The organism is Ferrovibrio terrae, from assembly GCF_007197755.1.
Taxonomy (GTDB): Bacteria; Pseudomonadota; Alphaproteobacteria; order Ferrovibrionales; family Ferrovibrionaceae; genus Ferrovibrio; species Ferrovibrio terrae.
The window spans coordinates 2,452,699-2,470,246 of sequence record NZ_CP041636.1 but is presented as its reverse complement, the minus strand read 5'-3'; the positions used below and the strand labels follow the sequence as shown (position 1 = coordinate 2,470,246).

Annotated in this window: 18 protein-coding genes; 8 read left to right on the top strand and 10 right to left on the bottom strand. The window is 63.3% G+C overall.

Going from position 1 to position 17,548, the window contains the following annotated elements; all coding sequences use genetic code 11:
* Window positions 1–32: 32 nt before the first annotated feature.
* The gene (locus FNB15_RS12050; RefSeq protein WP_144068936.1) at window positions 33–1,013 is read right to left on the bottom strand and encodes a TRAP transporter substrate-binding protein; all 981 of its coding nucleotides are present in this window, start codon (window positions 1,011–1,013) and stop codon (window positions 33–35) included.
* A gap of 285 nt (window positions 1,014–1,298) precedes the next feature.
* Between FNB15_RS12050 and FNB15_RS12045 the strand changes: the two genes are divergently transcribed.
* The 6 genes from FNB15_RS12045 to FNB15_RS12020 all read left to right on the top strand — a co-directional run bounded on the left by FNB15_RS12045 (window position 1,299) and on the right by FNB15_RS12020 (window position 7,435).
* Complete coding sequence (locus tag FNB15_RS12045; RefSeq protein WP_246068670.1) at window positions 1,299–2,021, top strand: FadR/GntR family transcriptional regulator; 723 nt, start codon at window positions 1,299–1,301, stop codon at window positions 2,019–2,021.
* A gap of 28 nt (window positions 2,022–2,049) precedes the next feature.
* Window positions 2,050–2,961, top strand: coding sequence for a 5-dehydro-4-deoxyglucarate dehydratase (gene kdgD, locus FNB15_RS12040; protein WP_144068934.1), 912 nt, complete (start codon window positions 2,050–2,052; stop codon window positions 2,959–2,961).
* Window positions 2,962–2,982: 21 nt separating this feature from the next.
* Window positions 2,983–3,801: an NAD-dependent epimerase/dehydratase family protein gene (locus FNB15_RS12035; RefSeq protein WP_144068933.1), complete on the top strand. Its 819-nt coding sequence runs from the start codon at window positions 2,983–2,985 to the stop codon at window positions 3,799–3,801.
* 7 nt (window positions 3,802–3,808) lie between these two features.
* Entirely contained in the window at window positions 3,809–4,894 is a 1,086-nt protein-coding gene (locus FNB15_RS12030) for a mandelate racemase/muconate lactonizing enzyme family protein (RefSeq protein WP_144068932.1), read from the top strand.
* A 23-nt stretch (window positions 4,895–4,917) separates the two neighbouring features.
* Window positions 4,918–5,769, top strand: a complete 852-nt coding sequence (locus tag FNB15_RS12025; protein ID WP_144068931.1) for an amidohydrolase family protein — start codon at window positions 4,918–4,920, stop codon at window positions 5,767–5,769.
* A gap of 265 nt (window positions 5,770–6,034) precedes the next feature.
* A complete protein-coding gene (locus FNB15_RS12020; RefSeq protein WP_144068930.1) occupies window positions 6,035–7,435 on the top strand; it encodes a DEAD/DEAH box helicase in 1,401 nt (466 codons plus the stop codon).
* A gap of 73 nt (window positions 7,436–7,508) precedes the next feature.
* On the opposite strand, the gene pcaC is transcribed toward FNB15_RS12020, so the two are convergent.
* Genes pcaC through pcaH form a run of 5 tightly spaced genes read right to left on the bottom strand, consistent with a single transcriptional unit; the run spans window position 7,509 to window position 11,423 of the window.
* Window positions 7,509–7,904, bottom strand: coding sequence for a 4-carboxymuconolactone decarboxylase (gene pcaC, locus FNB15_RS12015; RefSeq protein WP_144068929.1), 396 nt, complete (start codon window positions 7,902–7,904; stop codon window positions 7,509–7,511).
* A gap of 10 nt (window positions 7,905–7,914) precedes the next feature.
* The gene (gene pcaD, locus FNB15_RS12010) at window positions 7,915–8,697 is read right to left on the bottom strand and encodes a 3-oxoadipate enol-lactonase (protein WP_144068928.1); all 783 of its coding nucleotides are present in this window, start codon (window positions 8,695–8,697) and stop codon (window positions 7,915–7,917) included.
* Window positions 8,698–8,732: 35 nt separating this feature from the next.
* Window positions 8,733–10,091, bottom strand: coding sequence for a 3-carboxy-cis,cis-muconate cycloisomerase (locus tag FNB15_RS12005; protein ID WP_144068927.1), 1,359 nt, complete (start codon window positions 10,089–10,091; stop codon window positions 8,733–8,735).
* Window positions 10,092–10,119: 28 nt separating this feature from the next.
* Window positions 10,120–10,692: a protocatechuate 3,4-dioxygenase subunit alpha gene (pcaG, locus tag FNB15_RS12000; protein WP_144068926.1), complete on the bottom strand. Its 573-nt coding sequence runs from the start codon at window positions 10,690–10,692 to the stop codon at window positions 10,120–10,122.
* Window positions 10,693–10,712: 20 nt separating this feature from the next.
* Entirely contained in the window at window positions 10,713–11,423 is a 711-nt protein-coding gene (pcaH, locus tag FNB15_RS11995) for a protocatechuate 3,4-dioxygenase subunit beta (protein WP_144068925.1), read from the bottom strand.
* Between the two features lie 152 nt (window positions 11,424–11,575).
* On the opposite strand from pcaH, the gene FNB15_RS11990 reads away from it, so the two are divergent.
* A complete protein-coding gene (locus FNB15_RS11990; protein WP_144068924.1) occupies window positions 11,576–12,346 on the top strand; it encodes an IclR family transcriptional regulator in 771 nt (256 codons plus the stop codon).
* Here the strand turns inward: FNB15_RS11990 and FNB15_RS11985 are convergent, their stop codons facing one another.
* Entirely contained in the window at window positions 12,347–12,760 is a 414-nt protein-coding gene (locus FNB15_RS11985; RefSeq protein WP_144068923.1) for an acyl-CoA thioesterase, read from the bottom strand. It lies immediately after the preceding gene.
* A gap of 162 nt (window positions 12,761–12,922) precedes the next feature.
* On the opposite strand from FNB15_RS11985, the gene FNB15_RS11980 reads away from it, so the two are divergent.
* Window positions 12,923–13,414 carry a MarR family winged helix-turn-helix transcriptional regulator gene (locus FNB15_RS11980; RefSeq protein WP_144068922.1) on the top strand — a complete coding sequence of 164 codons (492 nt, stop codon included), beginning with the start codon at window positions 12,923–12,925 and terminating at the stop codon, window positions 13,412–13,414.
* Here FNB15_RS11980 and FNB15_RS11975 read toward each other — a convergent pair.
* The 3 genes from FNB15_RS11975 to FNB15_RS11965 form a co-directional block, all read right to left on the bottom strand.
* Window positions 13,411–14,664, bottom strand: coding sequence for a thiolase family protein (locus FNB15_RS11975; protein ID WP_144068921.1), 1,254 nt, complete (start codon window positions 14,662–14,664; stop codon window positions 13,411–13,413). The two genes, FNB15_RS11980 and FNB15_RS11975, sit on opposite strands and share 4 nt — an antisense overlap.
* Complete coding sequence (locus FNB15_RS11970; protein ID WP_144068920.1) at window positions 14,654–16,522, bottom strand: feruloyl-CoA synthase; 1,869 nt, start codon at window positions 16,520–16,522, stop codon at window positions 14,654–14,656. Before FNB15_RS11970 ends, FNB15_RS11975 begins: the two co-directional genes overlap by 11 nt.
* Window positions 16,523–16,618: 96 nt before the next feature.
* Window positions 16,619–17,443, bottom strand: coding sequence for a crotonase/enoyl-CoA hydratase family protein (locus FNB15_RS11965; protein ID WP_144068919.1), 825 nt, complete (start codon window positions 17,441–17,443; stop codon window positions 16,619–16,621).
* Window positions 17,444–17,548 lie beyond the last annotated feature (105 nt).

Here is a 17,548-nt window from a genome sequence, read left to right as displayed (position 1 = left end):
TCCCGGCTTTGTTTTAAGCGTTCTGATACGACTTAGTTGGTGTCCTGGATGCGCTTGACCAGCGCCTTCAGTTTCGCATCACCGGCGAACTTGTCGTAAACCGGCTGCATTGCAGACTGGAACGACTTCTTGTCGATATCACTGATGACCTGCGCACCGCCGCCTTCGACCGTCTTGCGCGATGCCGTTTCGCGATCATCCCACTGCTTGCGCATGAAGGGTACCGATTCCTTCGCTGCCTTGCGGATGATCTCCTGCTCGTCCTTCGGCAGGCCATCCCAGACCCGCTTCGAGAAGACCAGCAGCTCCGGCGCCAGCGAATGTTCGGTGCGGCTGTAGAACTTTGCCACCTCGTAATGCCGCGAGCTGTCGTAGGACGGCCAGTTGTTTTCGGCCGCATCCACCACGCCAGTCTTCAGCGCGGTATAGACTTCGGCATAAGGCAGCGGTGTAGCGTTGGCACCCAGCGCCTGCATCATCGCAACCCACATGTCGGATTGCTGCACGCGGACTTTCATGCCCTTCATGTCGGCCACGGTCTTGATCGGCTTCTTGGTGGTGTAGAAACTGCGCGCGCCGCTGTCATAGAATGCCAGGCCGATGAAGCCCTGCGGCTCGAGCGCCTTCAGAATGTCCTCGCCAACCGGGCCATCCAGAACGCGGCGCATGTGTTCGGTCGACTTGAACACGAAAGGCAGCGCCGGGACGACGGTTTCCGGGGCGATGTTGTTGAACGCGGAGATATTCACCCGCACCATGTCGAGCGCGCCGAGCTTGGTCTGCTCGATCGTGTCCTTTTCCGAGCCGAGCGCGCTCTGGCCGAACACCTTCACGCTGTGCTTGCCGTTGGTGCGCTCGTTGATCAGCTTGCCCATCTGCACGACCGCGGTCACGGTCGGATAGTCCATCGGATGCACGTCCGAGGAGCGGAATTCCTTGGCCGAAGCCGCGCCGGCAAAACCGGCCACAACGGCCAGCCCGAGCAGAGCGCGGGCCATGCTACGAGTCTTCATTTTTAGTCTCCTCCCTATCAGGACAGCTTTACGCCGGCCCGTTCACGACGCAGGTTAGTCGTCGTGTCATCATACAACATTTCCATAATTTCAAGTCAACGGCGATCGTGGCCCCAAACCAAATTTTACTAAACCTGTGGATAAGTCTCTATGTAAGCATTGGTTTACGGGTTTTTTCTGCGCCCTGTACCGCCTCGGCTGACCTGCCCCAAAATCAGATACCTGTAGGTTGTCATACAAGCAGAAGAGTGATATTCCTCCCCTCTGACTTAGGAGGATTTGCCTGTGACGGCACTGCGCCGACGCGAAACCCTGACCTCGCAGCTGACCAAGACGCTGACCGAGCGGATTGTGAAGGGCACCCTGAAGCCCGGCGACAAGCTGCCGAGCGAACAGGAGCTGATCGAGCAGTATGGCGTCAGCCGCACCGTGGTTCGCGAGGCGATCTCCAGCCTGCGCGCCGCCGGCCTGGTCGCGACCCAGCAGGGTGTCGGCGCCTTTGTGCTGGCCGCAGCCGCTAACCAGCCCTTCCGTATCGACGAAAACAGCCTCGACCTGATCAAGGAAGTGATCAATGTGCTGGAACTGCGCATCGGCCTGGAGGCCGAGGCCGCAGCATTGGCAGCGCAGCGGCGCAAGCCCGAGCATCTGGAAGCCATGCGCGGTGCGCTCGACCGCATGGCGGCGGCTATTGCGGCCTCCGAGGATGCCGTCGCGCCGGATCTGGATTTCCACCAGACCATCGCCGAAGCCACCGGCAACATGCATTTCACCCATCTGTTCGGCTATCTCGGCGCGCTGATGATCCCGCGCGCCCGGGTGCAGACCTTCCGCTTCTTCGCCGATGACCGCACCGCCTATCTCAACCGCGTCAACGGCGAACATGAAGATATCTACCAGGCGATTGCCCGTCAGGACAGCGATGCCGCCCGCTCCGCGATGCGGCTGCATCTGAGCAACAGCCGCGAGCGGCTGCGCAAGGCCATGGAGCCGCCGCTCAGCGCCTGATCCGTTTACTTTCCGACAGAGGTGATTAATGGAACCCAATGCTCTTAAGGCCGCGATTTCGACCGGTCTGCTCTCCTTCCCCGTGACCGATTTCGACACCGCCGGCAATTTCGAGCCCAAGGGTTATCGCCGCCGCCTGGAATGGTTGGCGCCCTATGGCGCCACGGCACTGTTCGCCGGCGGCGGCACCGGCGAGTTTTTCTCACTGGCACCGGATGAATACAGCGACGTGGTCAAGACCGCCGTCGAGACCTGCAAGGACAAGGTGCCGATCATCGCCGGCACCGGTTACGGCACACGCCAGGCGATTCAATACGCGCAGGAAGCCGAGCGTCTCGGTGCGGCCGGCCTTCTTGTTTTGCCGCACTACCTGGTCGAGGCCGATTCCGAGGGCATCAGCCGACATGTGGCTGCGATCTGCAAAAGCGTCAAGATCGGCGTGATCGTCTATAACCGCGGCGTCTGCCGCCTGGGTCCGGACCATCTGGCGAGACTGGCCGAGCAATGCCCGAACCTGATCGGCTACAAGGACGGTATCGGCGATCTGGAACTGATGGTGGCGGTGCGGCGCAAGATGGGCGACCGCTTCAGCTACCTCGGCGGACTTCCGACGGCGGAGTTCTTCGCCGCGCCCTACAAGGCGATGGGTGTGCCGGTCTATTCCTCGGCGGTATTCAATTTCATCCCCAGGACGGCGATGGATTTTTACCGCGCGATTACGGCCGACGACACTGCAACCTGGACGAAAATTCTCGATGATTTCTTCATGCCCTATTCGGCAATTCGCAATCGCCGGCCGGGTTATGCCGTCAGCATCATCAAGGCGGGTGTCCGTCTGGTCGGCTACGACGCCGGCCCGGTCCGCACGCCGCTGGTCGACTGCAGCGAAGAAGAGCATAAAATGCTGAAGACGCTGATCGACAAGATGGGCCCGCAGTAAGGGCCGCAAGGAGGAAATGCCATGAAGCGCGTTCTGCTGACCGGTGCCAGTGGCGGGGTCGGGACCCGTCTGCGCCAGCTGCTCAAGCCGATCTATCCCGATCTGATCCTGAGCGACCTGAAGGCCCCGGCTGATCTGCGCAGCGACGAGACCTTCATCCCGGCCGACCTGGCCGATGCCGCCGCCATCGAGAAGGCCTGCGAGGGCATCGACGGCATCGTGCATCTCGGCGGCTTCTCGGTCGAAGGCCCGTGGGAAACCATCCTGAACGCCAACATCATCGGCTGTTACAACCTGTTCGAGGCGGCCCGCAAAAAAGGCGTCAAACGCGTCGTCTTCGCCTCCTCGAACCATGTGATGGGTTTCCATCCGCGCTCGACCAAGATCGGCATCGAAGCCGTGCCGATGCCGGATACCCGCTATGGCCTCAGCAAGCTGTTCGGCGAGGGCCTCGGCTCGCTCTATGCCCACAAGCACGATATCGGCGTGCTCTCGATCCGCATCGGCAATTTCGGCGACAAGCCGCTGGACGAACGCCGGCTGGCGATCTGGCTGCGGCCCGACGATCTGGTGCAGCTGATTCGCCTCGGCCTGGAAAAGCCCGATCTGGTCTACGAGGTCGTCTACGGCATGTCGGACAACAAGCGTGCCTGGTGGGACAACAGCCATGCGCTGTCGCTGGGCTACAAGCCGGGCGGCAAATCGGAAGACTTCGCGGCCGAGGCACTGGAAGCACAGAAGAAGCTGCCGAAGGATCCCGTCGGCGATTATTTCCAGGGCGGCACCCCCTTCTGCAGCGCCGAGTTCAATAACGACCTCGAGAAGCTGAAGAAGCAGTAATCCTCCGATGCGCATCAAAAGCGTCGATACGGTCACGCTGAAAATTCCGTTTAGCGATCTCTATGATGGCCCGCGCGCCAAGCGTCGCGGCTGGACCGAATTCGACACTCTGCTGGTGCGTATCGAAACCGAGGAAGGTCTGGTCGGCTGGGGCGAGGCTTTCGCCTATGGCTGCGCCTCTGCCGTCGGCGCCCTGATCCGCGATACCGTCGCACCGCTGGTGACCGGGCAGGAGATCAGCGATGTCGCCGCGTTCACGCTGAAGCTGCAGCACGACCTGCATATCTGGGGCCGCTACGGCATCACCATCTTTGCCATCTCGGGTGTCGATATCGCGCTGTGGGATCTGGCGGCGAAAGCCGCCGGCAGGAATCTGGCGACGCATCTGGGCGGCCGGGTGCGTAAAGGGATCACGGCTTATGCCAGCCTGGTGCGCTACGGCGGCGCCGAGCCGATCGCGGCGATGACGAAACGCGCAGTGGCGGAAGGCTTCCGCGACATCAAGCTGCACGAAATCGCCTACGAACCGATCGCCGCGGCGCGCGCAGCGATAGGCCCTGATGTGCGGCTGACCACCGATGTGAACTGCGCCTGGAGCCTGGCCGAGGCCGAGGCGATGCTGCCGAAGATGAAGGCGCTCGATCTCTACTGGGTGGAGGAACCGACTTTCCCGCCCGAAGATTACGACACCCATACGGCGCTGAGCCGTTTCGGCGTCGCGCTCTCGGCCGGCGAGAATGCCTGCACGGCAGTAGAGTTCACCCGGCTGTCGGCCGCGCTGACCTTCCCGCAGCCCAGCGTGATCAAGGTCGGCGGCATCAGCGAGTTCATCAAGGCAACGACCCACGCCGCCGCGCTGGGCCGCACTGTCATGCCGCATTCGCCCTATTTCGGCCCCGGCTACTGGGCCACCTTGCAACTCGCCGCCCATCTGCCCGCGGTGGGTCTGTTCGAATACATGTATGTGAAGCCCGAGGCGTATTGCGGCCACGATATCCCGCTGCCGCAGGATGGCCGCATCGCAATTCCCGATACCCCGGGCATCGGCTTCAAACCTGACGAAGAGACGTTGCGGCGCTATCGCGTCGCCTGAAAAAAAATATCTGGAGGATCGTCATGAGCTACACCCGCGTTTTCACCGGCCCGAAGCCGAAGCTGCAACTGCCCAAGGGCGCCTGCGATACGCATATCCATTTCTATGACGATCGCTATCAGACCCTGCCCAACACGCCAACACCGCCGGCCGTCGGTGTTGCCGAATACAGGCAGGTGATGGACTGGCTCGGCATCGGGCGCGTCATCGTCGTGCAGGCCAATGCCTATGGTGACGACAACCGGCTGGTGATGGATTCGACGGCTGCGCTGGGCCATGACAAAGCCCGCGCCGTGGTGGTGGTGAAGCCCGGCGTAACGGATGCCGAGCTCGACCGCCTGACCAAGGCCGGCGCGCGAGGTCTGCGCGTGATGAACCTGCTGGGCGGTACACTGAAGCTGGATGTCGCCGAAGAAATGGCCGCCCGCATCAAACCCTACAACTGGAGCATGCTGCTGCAGCTGAATGGCCGCGAACTGCCCGAGCATGAGGCGATGATCAAACGCCTGCCGGTCAGGATCATCATCGACCATGTCGGCAAGTTCATCGATCCGGTGCCCGTCGACCACCCGTCCTTCCGGTGCCTGCTGCGTCTGATCGATACCGGCAATGTCTGGGTCAAGCTGGCTGGCTGGTACGAGACCTCGCTGAACGGCAAGCCGAACTACGAAGATGTCGGCGCGCTGGCCAGGGCGCTGGTGAAGCACGCGCCCGAACGCATGATCTGGGCGACCAATTTCCCGCATGCCCAGGCTGACAAGTTCGGCTATCCGGACGAGTCGCAACTGCTCGACCTGCTGCTCGACTGGGCGCCGAACGAGGCCGACCGGAAGAAGATTTTCGTAGATAATCCGTCAGAATTGTACGGTTTCTGACGCATTACCGGCTATTTCGCTTGACGGCGGACGCTGCAGTCTCCATATAGCGCCTGTCATTGCACATCCTGTTGCGATGACCTTGCGCGCCGGGCCGCGTGAACGAGGAGCACTCCAACCGCTCTTTCGTCCTGCCCAGCGCCTTCAGCCTCTTTTCATTACGACCCAGGTCACGCGGGGCGTTTCATCGGTCCCCGCGTCCGACCGTTGCGCTGTAGGCGATTCACGCCCGCGCCGTCGTATGCTTTGTTTTAAGGATTCTGTTTTGACCAGCTTTAATGATCTTGGCCTCAACCCGGCCCTGCTCACCGCCATCACGGCGGGCAAATACACCCAGCCCACCCCGATCCAGGCCCAGGCAATCCCGCCGGTGCTTCAGGGCCGCGACCTGCTCGGCATCGCCCAGACCGGCACCGGCAAGACCGCCGCCTTCGCCCTGCCGATCCTGCATCGCCTCGCGGCCGGCAATCGCCGCCCGGCGCCCAAGACCTGCCGCGCGCTGATCCTGAGCCCGACCCGCGAACTGGCCTCGCAGATCGCCGAGAAGTTCCGCGCCTATGGCCATGACTCCAAGCTGAGCGTCGCCACCGTCTTCGGCGGCGTCGGCATGAACCCGCAGGTGCAGGCGCTGGCCCGCGGCGTCGACGTTCTGGTCGCCACCCCCGGCCGCCTGATGGACCATATGCAGCAGGGCACGCTGCGCCTCGACGCCGTCGAGACCGTCGTGCTGGATGAAGCCGACCAGATGCTGGATCTCGGCTTCGTACATGCGATCAAGCGCATCTCGCAGGCCCTGCCCAAGCAGCGCCAGAGCCTGTTCTTCTCGGCCACCATGCCGCAGAACATCGCGCAGTTGGCTGCCGGCTTCCTGAAGGATCCGGTGCGCGTGGAAGTGACCCCGGCCGCCACCACGGTCGAGCGTATCGATCAGCAGGTGGTCTTCATCGAAGCCGAGCGCAAGCGCGCGTTGCTGCTTGAGATCATGGCCGACCCGACCATCACCCGCGCTCTGGTCTTCACCCGCACCAAGCATGGTGCCGACAAGGTTGCCCGCCATCTCGGCACCGGCAACGTGCCGGCCGCCGCGATCCATGGCAACAAATCGCAAAGCCAGCGCGAGCGTGCCCTGGCCGACTTCAAGGCTGGCCGCATCCGCGTGCTGGTCGCCACCGACATCGCTGCCCGCGGCATCGACGTCACCGGCGTCAGCCATGTGGTGAATTTCGAACTGCCGAATGTCCCGGAAAGCTACGTGCACCGCATCGGCCGCACCGCGCGCGCCGGCAAGGACGGGATGGCGATTTCGCTCTGCGCGCAGGACGAGCGCGCTTACCTGCGCGACATCGAGAAGGTGACGCGCCAGCGCATCCCTTCGACCGACCGTCGCGGCGACGAGAAACTGGCGGCTGCCACCGCTGCCGAGCCGCGCGGCGAGAACCGTCCGCAGCAGCCGCGTCCGCACGGCCATGGCCAGAATCGTGGTGGCCAGCGTAGCGAGAATCGACGCGGCGACAGCAACGGCGGTCATCGCAGTGAAAGCCGTGGCGGCCAGCCGCAGGGCGCGAAGCCGGGCCAGAAGCCGGCCGGTGGTCGCCGGTTCGGCAAGCCGCAGGGCCAGCGCCCCAGCGGTAATCGTGACGGCGGCCAGCGCGGCAGCGTTCACTGATTTCCCGTACTGAATAAAAAAAACGGCGCCGCAAGGCGCCGTTTTCATTTCTGCCGCCGCGAAAGAGCCGTGCTCAGAATTTGTGGCCGTCCTTTTCCATCTGGGCGAAGACTTCCTCGGCCCAGTGCGTGGCGCTGTTGCCCGCCGGCACGCCGCAATAGACGGCCGCCTGCTTGATCACGGCGCGGATATCATCCTTGGTCAGGCCGTTATTGAAGGCCGCCTTCACATGCAGCTTGAACTCGTCGATACGGTTCAGCGCGATCATGGTCGACAGCACCATGCAGCTACGCGTCTTGCGGTCCAGCGTGGTGTCGGTCCAGACCTCGCCCCAGGCATAGCGGGTGATGAAATTCTGGAAATCTCCGTTGAAGTCGCTGATCTTGGTCAGCGAGCGATCAACATGGGCATCGCCCAGCACGCCACGCCGCACCTTCATGCCGGCGTCATAACGATCCTTGTCATCCATCTCTGTTCTCCTAGCCGGCGAGGAAGCCGGTCAGCGCCTTGGTGAAATCGCCCGGAACCTCGACATTCGACAGATGCGCGGCCGGGAATTCGGCATAGGCCGCGCCGGGGATCGTATCGGCCACCAGCTTGCCGTCCGCCGCCGAGGTCGACAGGTCATGCGTGCCGGCAATCACCAGCGTGGGCAGGCGGATCGCAGCGATGCTTTCGCGCTGGTCCATGTCGCGCACCGCGCCACAAGCAGCATTATAGCCGGCTGCCGGCGTGGCCAGCAGCATGGCGGCAATGCCATCGACCACGGCAGGCTGTGCCTTGATGAAGCCTTCGGTGAACCAGCGCTGGATCACGCCCGGCACCACGGCGGCAGTACCGCCCTTTTCCACGGCGGCGATCCGCGTGTTCCACACTTCGGCCGTGCCGATCTTGGCGGCCGTGTTGCACAGAACCAGCCGCGTGAAGTGCTGTGGCGCATTCACGCCAAGCCACATCCCGGTCATGCCACCCATGGAGAGGCCGCAGAACATCGCCTTGGGGATATTCAGGCCATCCAGCAGCGCCAGCACATCCTTGCCCAGGCGATCGACCTGATAAGGCGCCGGTGGCAGGCTGGACTGGCCGTGGCCGCGGGTGTCATAGCGCAGCACGCGATAGCGCTGGATCAGCGCTGGCATCTGCGGCCCCCACATATCCAGGTTGGTGCCGAGCGAATTCGACAGCACCAGCACAGGCGCAGTTTCCGGGCCATCCAGGCGGTAATGCAGGGAGACGCCATCGTCGGTGGCGAGATACGGCATGTTTCCTCCGGCCAATCTGCTTGTTGTATCTGGTGTCAGGTGCGGCGCGCCGCCAGCACCCGGTCGATCAGGGCGGCAGCGACACCGGTATAGCCGAGCGGATCGAACAGCTTGTCCAGCGTGGCGCGGTCGAGATGCAGCAGAACGGTCTTGTCCTCGGCCAGCACATCGCGCAGATGGCGCTGCTCCGAGATGGCACGCTTAGACGCCGCCTCGATCAGGTGATGCGCCTCCTGCTTGCCGAGCTTGGCGCCGAGCGCCATCGCCACCGCCTCGGCCATGATCAGGCCGTTGGTGGCATCCAGATTGGCGCGCATCTGATCGCGCTGGACTTCCAAACCACCAGTCACTTCCGTCATCTGCGCCAGCGCGCCGGCGCTGAGCTGCACCAGCTCGGGCAGCACCTGCCATTCGGCATGCCAGCCGCCCAGGCCGCGCTCATGCTCCTGCACCATGCCCGACAGAAGGCTGCCAGCCAGATGCGGCACGCGCGTCGCCGCCGCCAGCGCAGCGGCCGCAGCCACCGGATTCCGCTTGTGCGGCATGGTGGAGGACCCGCCCTTGCCTTCGCCGGCCGGCTCGTAAGCCTCGCCCGCTTCGGTCTGCATCAGCAGCGCGATATCGCGCGCCATCTTGCCCAGGGTACCGGTCAGCAGCGCCAGCACCGTGCCGAATTCCACCACGCGGTCGCGCGCGCCATGCCAGGACGTGGCCGGCAGTGCGAGTTTCAGGTCCGCGGCAAGCGCCTCCGCCACCACGAGGCCTTTATCGCCGAGCGCTGCCAGCGTGCCGGCGGCACCACCGAATTGCAGCACCAGCAGGCGCGGCTTCAGCTCGATGATCCGCGCGCGATGGCGCTCGACCGCATCGAGCCATCCGGCCACCTTCAGCCCGAAGGTGATTGGCAGGGCATGCTGCAGCCAGGTGCGGCCCACCATCGGCGTCTGGCGATGCTTCTGCGCCAGTGTCGCAAGATTGCCTGAGAGTTTTGCGAGATCGGCCTCGATCAGCGCCACTGCTGCGCGCAGCTGCAGCACAAGGCCGGTATCCATCGCATCCTGGCTGGTGGCGCCCCAATGCACGAAACCGGCGGCGGCCTTGTCCCTGGCCGCCACCTTGGCCGTCAGCGCCTTGACCAGCGGGATCGCGGTGTTGCCGCCGCGGGTTGCGCCCTCGGCGAGTGCCGCGAGATCGTAGAGCGCAGCATCGCACTGCGCCGCGATCGGCCCGGCGGCCTCAGCCGGGATCACGCCGGTCTTGGCCTCGGCTCGCGCCAGCGCGGCTTCGAAATCGAGCATGCCCTGCAGATGGGCGCGGTCAGTGAAGACCGCGCCGATGGCCGAACCGTGGAACAGCGGGCCAAACAGGCCGCCAGTATTGTCCTGAGTCGTCATGCAGGCATGTTGCTGGGCCGAGAGCCGGTCAGCAATCGAAAAAGACGGTTTCGCCTTCGCCCTGCATGCGGATATCCCAGCGATACTCCGCCTTGCCCGCTGCCCGCTCGCCGATCAGGGTCGGCTTGCGGCCGGCATCCTCGACCAGACCCAGCACCGGGTCATTGGCATTGGCGGCAGTCTCGTCGGAGAAGTAGATCCGGGTGTAGAGGTGCCTGAGCATGCCACGCATGAACACGCAGACCAGGATATGCGGCGCCTGCAGCGTGTTGCCCGGACCCGGCACAGCGCCAGGCTTCACGGTGCTGAAGCTGTAGCGGCCTTCCTTGTCGGTCGGGATGCGGCCGAAGCCAGTGAACTTGCCGTCCAGCGGCTTGTCCTGGCTGTCTTCCGGCGTGGCGTATTTGCCATCGGCATTGGCCTGCCAGAATTCGATCAGCGCATCGGGCACCGGCTGGCCTTCGCCATCAAAGACGCGACCGCTGATCACGATCTTTTCGCCCTTCGAGGCATCCTTGGCGATGTCGTGCACCTGCAGCGGCGTGAGGCCGATATGCAGATAGGGACCGACGGTGGAGGAAGCAGTGGGAACAAGTGTCATCTTGAAAGTCTCCGGCCGTCTTACTTCTTGTTTTCCATCGGCGTGGCATCGCGGCCGCGCAGCACGATGTCCCAGTGATAGCCCAGCGCGAATTCCGGGATCGTGGTTTCGAAATCGAATTTCGAAACCATGCTGTCGCGGGCGCGCTGGTCGGTTACGCAGTTGAAGATCGGGTCGAACGGCAACAGCGGATCGCCCGGGAAATACATCTGCGTCACCAGACGGGTCATGAAGCTCGGCCCGAACAGCGAGAAATGGATATGCTGCGGGCGCCAGGCATTGTGATGGTTGCGCCACGGATAGGCGCCCGGCTTGATGGTGACGAAGCGGTAGCGGCCTTCGGCATCGGTGACGGTGCGGCCATAGCCGGTGAAATTCGGATCCAGCGGCGCATCATGCTGGTCGCCCGGATGCGGGTAACGGCCACAGGCATTGGCCTGCCAGATTTCGACCAGCGAATGCGGTATCGGCCTGCCATTTTCATCCAGCAGGCGACCCGACAGGATCATGCGCTCGCCCAGCGGTTCGCCGGCATGCTGCTTGGTCAGGTCATTGTCGAGCGGGCCGACGCGGTCATGGCCATAAACCGGCCCGGTCAGCTCGGTCAGCGTCTGCGGCATCCTGATCAGGGGCTTGTTCGGCGCGCGCTTGATCGAGGATTGATAGGGGGCGTGCAGGTAGTTCGGCTGGGTGCCGGCTGCCGGCCGTTTATAGCCGATCACATCTGACATTGCTGGTTTCCTCCGTATTCGTACCGCCACTATAGGCTGAGGCGGGCCGGCTTGCGCTGATCTGCGTCAAGAAATCCGACATTTCCTTGACTTATTGTGCGCATAACGCACAATAGTTTCATAAACAAACATTACAGGGAGGGCGCGCGCCCTTGTCAACCACCACCATCAACGCCCGGGATTTTTCGACCTCGCTCGCCCGCGGCCTGCGCGTGATCACCGCTTTCGATCGCGACAACGATGAAATGACGTTGAGCGAAGTGGCGCGCCGCGCCGACATGACGCGCGCCGCCGCGCGTCGCTACCTGCTGACGCTGTGCGAGCTCGGCTACGTCACCGGCGACGGCAAATACTTCCGCCTCACTCCGCGCGTGCTGGAACTCGGCTTCGCCTTCCTGACCTCGATGCATATCTGGGAACGCGCGCAGCCCTTCATGGAACGCCTCACTGAACAGGTGAACGAATCCTGCTCGATCTCTGTGCTGGAAGGCAGCGACATCGTCTATGTCGCGCGTGTGCCGACCAAGCGCATCATGTCGGTGGCACTCGGCATCGGCACCCGCCTGCCCGCCTTCTGCACCTCGATGGGCCGCGTGCTGCTGGCTGACTTACGCCCCAGCGAACTCGACCAGTTCTTCAGCGACGGCAGCTTCAAGCCGCTGACGCCGCATACCGTCGTCGATCCAGCCAGGCTGCGCGAAAAGGTCGGCGAAGCGCGGCGCGATGGCTATGCCATGGTTGATCAGGAGCTGGAAATCGGCCTGCGCTCGATTGCCGTGCCGATCCGCAACCAGGCCGGCCGCGTGCTGGCGGCGATGAATGTCAGCGGCCATGCCAGCCGCATCACGGCGGAGGACATGCAGCAGCGCTATCTGTCGCCGCTGCTCTATGCCGCCGAAGGCATCCGCATGGCGCTGGCCTGATCATTCGAACAGCTTACGGATCTCGTCCGGCACCGGCAGGGCTTTCAGCCGGCCCGGCTTGTCCGGCCGCTCGGCCGCCCAGACGCGGCGCTCATAACCTTCCACCGCCTGCACGCCGGCATTGAACACCTTATGGGTGACGAGAAAATGCTTCTCGCCCCATTCCGGGATGCTGCTGTGTATTTCGATCACGTCGCCGAATTTCGACGGGCTGAGGAATTTCGCATTCGCCTCGGCGATGGGGATGCCGACTACGCCGTGCTGGTCGAAGATCGTGCGCATGTCGATTCCGACGCTTTCCCACAGATGCCGGGTGCCGGCGTCGAACCAGGCGAAATAGCGCGGGTAGAACACGATGCGCGCCGGATCCGCATCGCCCCATTCGACGTGCAGGCGATGGATATGGGTTTTCATAATGGTTGGCCTCCCAACTAATTTGTCCTGATAGTGCCTGCCAGAACGGCCCGGTCAAGCGGGCCGGTGAATTTGTTATAAAATATAACAATTCTGCCGCACGATTATCGGGATTTCGCCATGTCGATTGTCAGGGCGGCGCAGACCGTCTAAACCGGATTCATGCCCGCACCCCGCCGCAAGGCCGAAACCACCGACACCGCAACCGCCGACGACCGCCAGCCGGTCAGCCTTGGTCTGCTCGACAACCTGCTCGGCTACCGGCTGCGCCGCGCCCAGCTATCGGTGTTCCAGGACTTCCTGATCGTGATGAAGGATTTTGACCTGCGGCCGGCGCAGTTCTCGGTGCTGGCGATCATCGCCGCCAATCCGGGCCTGAAGCAGTCGCGCGTCAGCGAGGCGCTCGGCATCAACCGCGCCAACTTCGTCGCGCTGCTGGATGAGCTGGAACAGCGCAAGCTGGCCCGCCGCGCCCCAGCGCCGGGTGATCGCCGCTCCAATGCACTGTTCCTGACCCCGAAAGGCGAAGGCTTCCTGAAGGACGCCTACCGCCACCTTGTGGTGCAGCATGAAAAGCGCGTCGAGACCGTGCTGGGCAGCGCCGACAAGCAGCAGCTTCTCGGCCTGCTCGAGAAGCTGACGGCGCTCGCTTAATGCTTTTTTGCGTCCGGATTCTCGATCAGCAGGGCAATGCCCTGACCACCGCCGATGCAGGCCGAGGCCACACCATAGCGCAGACCTGACCGCTTCAGCTCGCGCGCAACTGTTACTGAAAGACGCACACCTGTAGCCCCAAGCGGATGTCCGATGGCAATCGCGCCGCCATTCACGTTCAGCTTCTCGCGCGGGATGTTCAGCGCGCGCATACAGGCCATGACCTGGGCGCCGAAAGCCTCGTTGATCTCGAAGCGGTCGATCTGATCCACCGTGATGCCTGCCTTGGCGCACAGCGCCTGGATCGCCGGCACCGGGCCGATGCCCATCACTTCCGGCTTCACCCCGACGCTGGCGCCAGCCACCACACGGCCGAGCGCCGTGCGGCCCTTCGACCGCAGATACTCACCCGACACGACGATGGCGGCGGCAGCACCATCCACGACGCCGGAGGAATTGCCGCCGGTCTGCACGCCGCCAAAAGCTGCGCGGATCTTGGCCAGCGCCTCAATCGGCGAGGGCCGCACATGCGTATCCTCGGCCAGTTCCGGCGCCTTGCGGTTCATCTTGATGCCGCGACTGTTGTAGCCCTCCAGCTTGAATTCTTCGCTGGTCACCCTGGTCAGTTCACCGGCGAAATAGCCATCGGCCTTGGCCTTCACCGCACGGTCGAAACTTTCGGCGGCATAGGCATCCACCTCGTCGCGGGTGATCTGGTATTCGCGCGCCAGGTTCTCGGCCGTATCGCCCATCATGATGCCGGGCGCGGGATCGATCAGGGCTTCCCACAGGAAATCCTTGAACTCGACCTGGCCCATGCGGAAACCGTTACGATGCGTGTAGGAGGCCACCGGATTGCGGCTCATCGATTCCGCGCCCACCACCAGGCCCGCATCGGTCTGGCCCATCTGGATCTGGCCGGCCGCCTGCATGATCGCCTCGATGCCGGTGCCGCAGACGCGCTGCACCAGATGCGCCGGCACCTCCAGCGGTACGCCGGCATAGAGCCCGACATGGCGCGGCAGCATATAGGCATCGTAAGACGCCTGCGCCATGTTGCCGGCAATCACGGTGCCGATGTCTTCCGCCGGCATTTCGGCTTTCTTCAGCACATCCTTCGCCACCTTGATGCCGAGATCGATCGGCGAAATATCGGCCAGCGCGCCGTTGTAATCGGCAAACGGCGTACGAACGCCATCGAGCAGCCAGATATCCTTGTAGTCCTGGGCCAGACCGGAATTACGCGACATGGGCGATGCTTTCTTTTGCAGTGATCACTCGGGAGGAAGGTGTGGCGGCATAAAGGTCTTCGACCAGCGCCGCGCGATGATCCAGCACGGCGCGCTGGTTGATCGAACCCTTGTCGGTCACTTCGCCGACATCCAGCGAGGGCATTTCGTCCAGCAGCACGATGCGCTCGATCCGGGTCGAACTGCCGGTCGCCTGCTGGCTGTAGCTTTCGACCAGTTCCTTAAATCGGGCACGCACGCGGCTGTCGTGCACGATCTGCGCGATACCGGCATCCGGCGCCAGATCCGGGCAGAGCGCGCGGCAATTGTCGAGATCGACAATGACCAGGCCAGCGAGGTCCGAGCGGTCATGGCCGGCAATCACCACATCGCGCACATAGGGCGCGAAATGCGCGATGAACCTGGCCCGCAGCGGCCCAACGCTGACCCAGGTGCCGCTGGTCAGTTTGAAATCCTCCGAGATGCGGCCATCGAACATCAGGCCCTTCTCGGGTCTGTCCGGATCGATGAAGCGGGCAGCATCACCCATTTTGTAATAGCCCTCATCGTCAAACGACTTGGCGCTGATCTCTGGCATGCGCCAGTAGCCCGGTGTGATATTCGGCCCGCGCACGCGCACTTCCAGCTTGCCGCCATTCGGCACCAGCTTCAGTTCCTGACCCGGCACCGGCAAGCCGATGATGCCGGAACGGTCGACCGGCCAATTGGCGCAGAGTGCAAAGGGCGCGGTCTCGGTGGCACCCAGCCCGCTGACGATCGGGATGCGCACGCCGATGGTTTCGACCGCCAGCTCTTCCAGCGCGGTCCAGACATGCTGCGGCAGGGCGGCGCCCGAGAAGAAGATCATCTTCAGCTTGCTGAAAAAGGTCTCGCGCAGGGCTTTGTCTTCGCGCAGGTATGGCACCAGCATCTCGAAGCCCTTGGGCACATTGAAATATACGGTCGGCGCGATCTCGCGCAGGTTCCGCACCGTGCGTTCGACCAAGGCCGGCACCGGCTTGCCATCATCGATATAGAGCGAGCCGCCATTGTAGAGCGTAATCCCGATATTGTGGTTGCCGCCAAAGGTGTGGTTCCAGGGCAGCCAGTCGATGAAGACCGGCGGCTCCTCGCCAAACACCGGCAGCGACTGCAGGATCATCTGCTGGTTGCTGCACAGCATGCGCTGGGTGTTGATCACGCCCTTGGGCATGCCGGTAGAGCCCGAGGTGAACAGGAATTTCGCCACCGTATCGGGCGTGATCGCCGCATGGGCGCGATCCACGTCGGCAGTCACCGCCACCTTGAGCAGCGCATCAAATGCGGTTGCGGCACGACCTGCCAGCGGATTGGCCGTCACCACCACTTCCGTATCGACTGGCACGGCGGCATTGATAGCAGTGGCATAGCGCGCCCCATCGGCGGCAAAGACCAGGCCGGGATTCAGCAGGCCGAGTACATGCTTCAGTTTGGCATGATCGCTTGAGACAAGTGAATAGGCCGGAGAGATCGCCGCAGAGGGCACGCCGACATACTGCGCGGCCAGCGCCAGCAGCACATGTTCAAGATCGTTGTCGGACAGGATCGCGATGGGGCGCTCGGCGGACAATTTGCGGTCCAGCAGGGCCTGACCGATGGCGCGCACCTGGCGCTGCAGATCGGCATAGCTGAGCCGGCGCCACTCGCTCTTGGCATCGCGTTGTGCCATGAAAGTGCGTTCCGGTGCGGCCTTGCCCCAGTGGTCGATCTTTTCCGTCAGTTTTTCGGGATAGGCATCCAGCGGCTCGGGCGAGCGCATCAGGATCGTGCCGTCCTGCAGCCGGGTCAGTTCGGTATCGGCGCGGCCGTAATTGACCTGACGATGCGGATGGCTACTCATACGCGTCAACTCCTCCCAAGTCCTCAGCCCGCTTTTCGCTGGGGCTCGGCCGCCGCGTTGTCGCGATCAGGCCGCCAGTACTGCCCTATTGGGTCGTTACTTGCCGACCTTGCCCGCGCGCTTCTCGAGGAAGTCGCGGATGCGCGACTTCGCTTCTGAATCGGCCTGGGTGATCGACGAAATCATCGCTTCCATCATGTAGCCGGCTTCGGGCGAGCTGTCAGCGATGCGCGGCAGGGCATGCATGACGGCAAAATTGGTCATCGGCGCATTGCTGGCGATCTTTTTCGCCAGTTCCATCGCCTTGGTCATGCCCTCGCCCGGACCGACCAGATACTGCGACAGGCCGAGGGCATGGCCCTCTTCGGCATTGTAGACGCGGCCAGTCAGCATCATGTCCATCATGCGGGCCGTGCCGATCAGCTTCGGGATGCGCACCGAGCCGCCACCGCCAACGAAAATGCCGCGCTGGCCTTCGGGCAGGGCGTAGAAGGTGGAGCTTTCGGCGACGCGCACATGCGTCGACGCCGCCAGTTCAAGCCCGCCGCCGATCACCGCGCCATGCAGCACCGAGATCACCGGCACCTTGCCGAACTGGATATGGCGGAAGCTCTCATGCCACATGCGCGAATGGAACACGCCGTCGGTGGACGACAGTTCCTTGGTGTCAGTGAGATCGAGGCCGGCCGAGAAATGCTCGCCCTCGCCATCCAGCACCACCACCTTCACCCCAGCCGGTGGATTCAGGAAAAACGCCTGCAGGCCGAGAACCGTCGTGTTGTCCAGGGCGTTACGTTTGGCCGCGCGCTGCAGTTTCAGCACGGCGACGTCGCCGTCCAGGCTGACCGACAGCGTGGCAGGAAGACCGAGGTTAGCCCCCGTGGCGTTCTGGGCGAGACGGTCGGCAGGGTCGAGACGCATGTTGGATATCTTTATTTTTGCTTGGCCTATAATTGTTATGAAGCATAACGATTTCTGCCGGGATGGCAAGATGACAGAATCGTGCACGCAAATCCGCGTTTTTTC

Excerpts from the sequence above, each read along its gene's own strand:
- FNB15_RS12050 (WP_144068936.1), bottom strand. The coding sequence starts at position 1,013 with ATGAAGACTCGTAGCATGGCCCGCGCTCTGCTCGGGCTGGCCGTTGTG.
- kdgD (WP_144068934.1), top strand. The coding sequence starts at position 2,050 with ATGGAACCCAATGCTCTTAAGGCCGCGATTTCGACCGGTCTGCTCTCC.
- FNB15_RS12035 (WP_144068933.1), top strand. The coding sequence starts at position 2,983 with ATGAAGCGCGTTCTGCTGACCGGTGCCAGTGGCGGGGTCGGGACCCGT.
- FNB15_RS12030 (WP_144068932.1), top strand. The coding sequence starts at position 3,809 with ATGCGCATCAAAAGCGTCGATACGGTCACGCTGAAAATTCCGTTTAGC.
- FNB15_RS12025 (WP_144068931.1), top strand. The coding sequence starts at position 4,918 with ATGAGCTACACCCGCGTTTTCACCGGCCCGAAGCCGAAGCTGCAACTG.
- pcaC (WP_144068929.1), bottom strand. The coding sequence starts at position 7,904 with ATGGATGACAAGGATCGTTATGACGCCGGCATGAAGGTGCGGCGTGGC.
- pcaD (WP_144068928.1), bottom strand. The coding sequence starts at position 8,697 with ATGCCGTATCTCGCCACCGACGATGGCGTCTCCCTGCATTACCGCCTG.
- FNB15_RS12005 (WP_144068927.1), bottom strand. The coding sequence starts at position 10,091 with ATGACGACTCAGGACAATACTGGCGGCCTGTTTGGCCCGCTGTTCCAC.
- pcaG (WP_144068926.1), bottom strand. The coding sequence starts at position 10,692 with ATGACACTTGTTCCCACTGCTTCCTCCACCGTCGGTCCCTATCTGCAT.
- pcaH (WP_144068925.1), bottom strand. The coding sequence starts at position 11,423 with ATGTCAGATGTGATCGGCTATAAACGGCCGGCAGCCGGCACCCAGCCG.
- FNB15_RS11985 (WP_144068923.1), bottom strand. The coding sequence starts at position 12,760 with ATGAAAACCCATATCCATCGCCTGCACGTCGAATGGGGCGATGCGGAT.
- FNB15_RS11980 (WP_144068922.1), top strand. The coding sequence starts at position 12,923 with ATGCCCGCACCCCGCCGCAAGGCCGAAACCACCGACACCGCAACCGCC.
- FNB15_RS11975 (WP_144068921.1), bottom strand. The coding sequence starts at position 14,664 with ATGTCGCGTAATTCCGGTCTGGCCCAGGACTACAAGGATATCTGGCTG.
- FNB15_RS11970 (WP_144068920.1), bottom strand. The coding sequence starts at position 16,522 with ATGAGTAGCCATCCGCATCGTCAGGTCAATTACGGCCGCGCCGATACC.
- FNB15_RS11965 (WP_144068919.1), bottom strand. The coding sequence starts at position 17,443 with ATGCGTCTCGACCCTGCCGACCGTCTCGCCCAGAACGCCACGGGGGCT.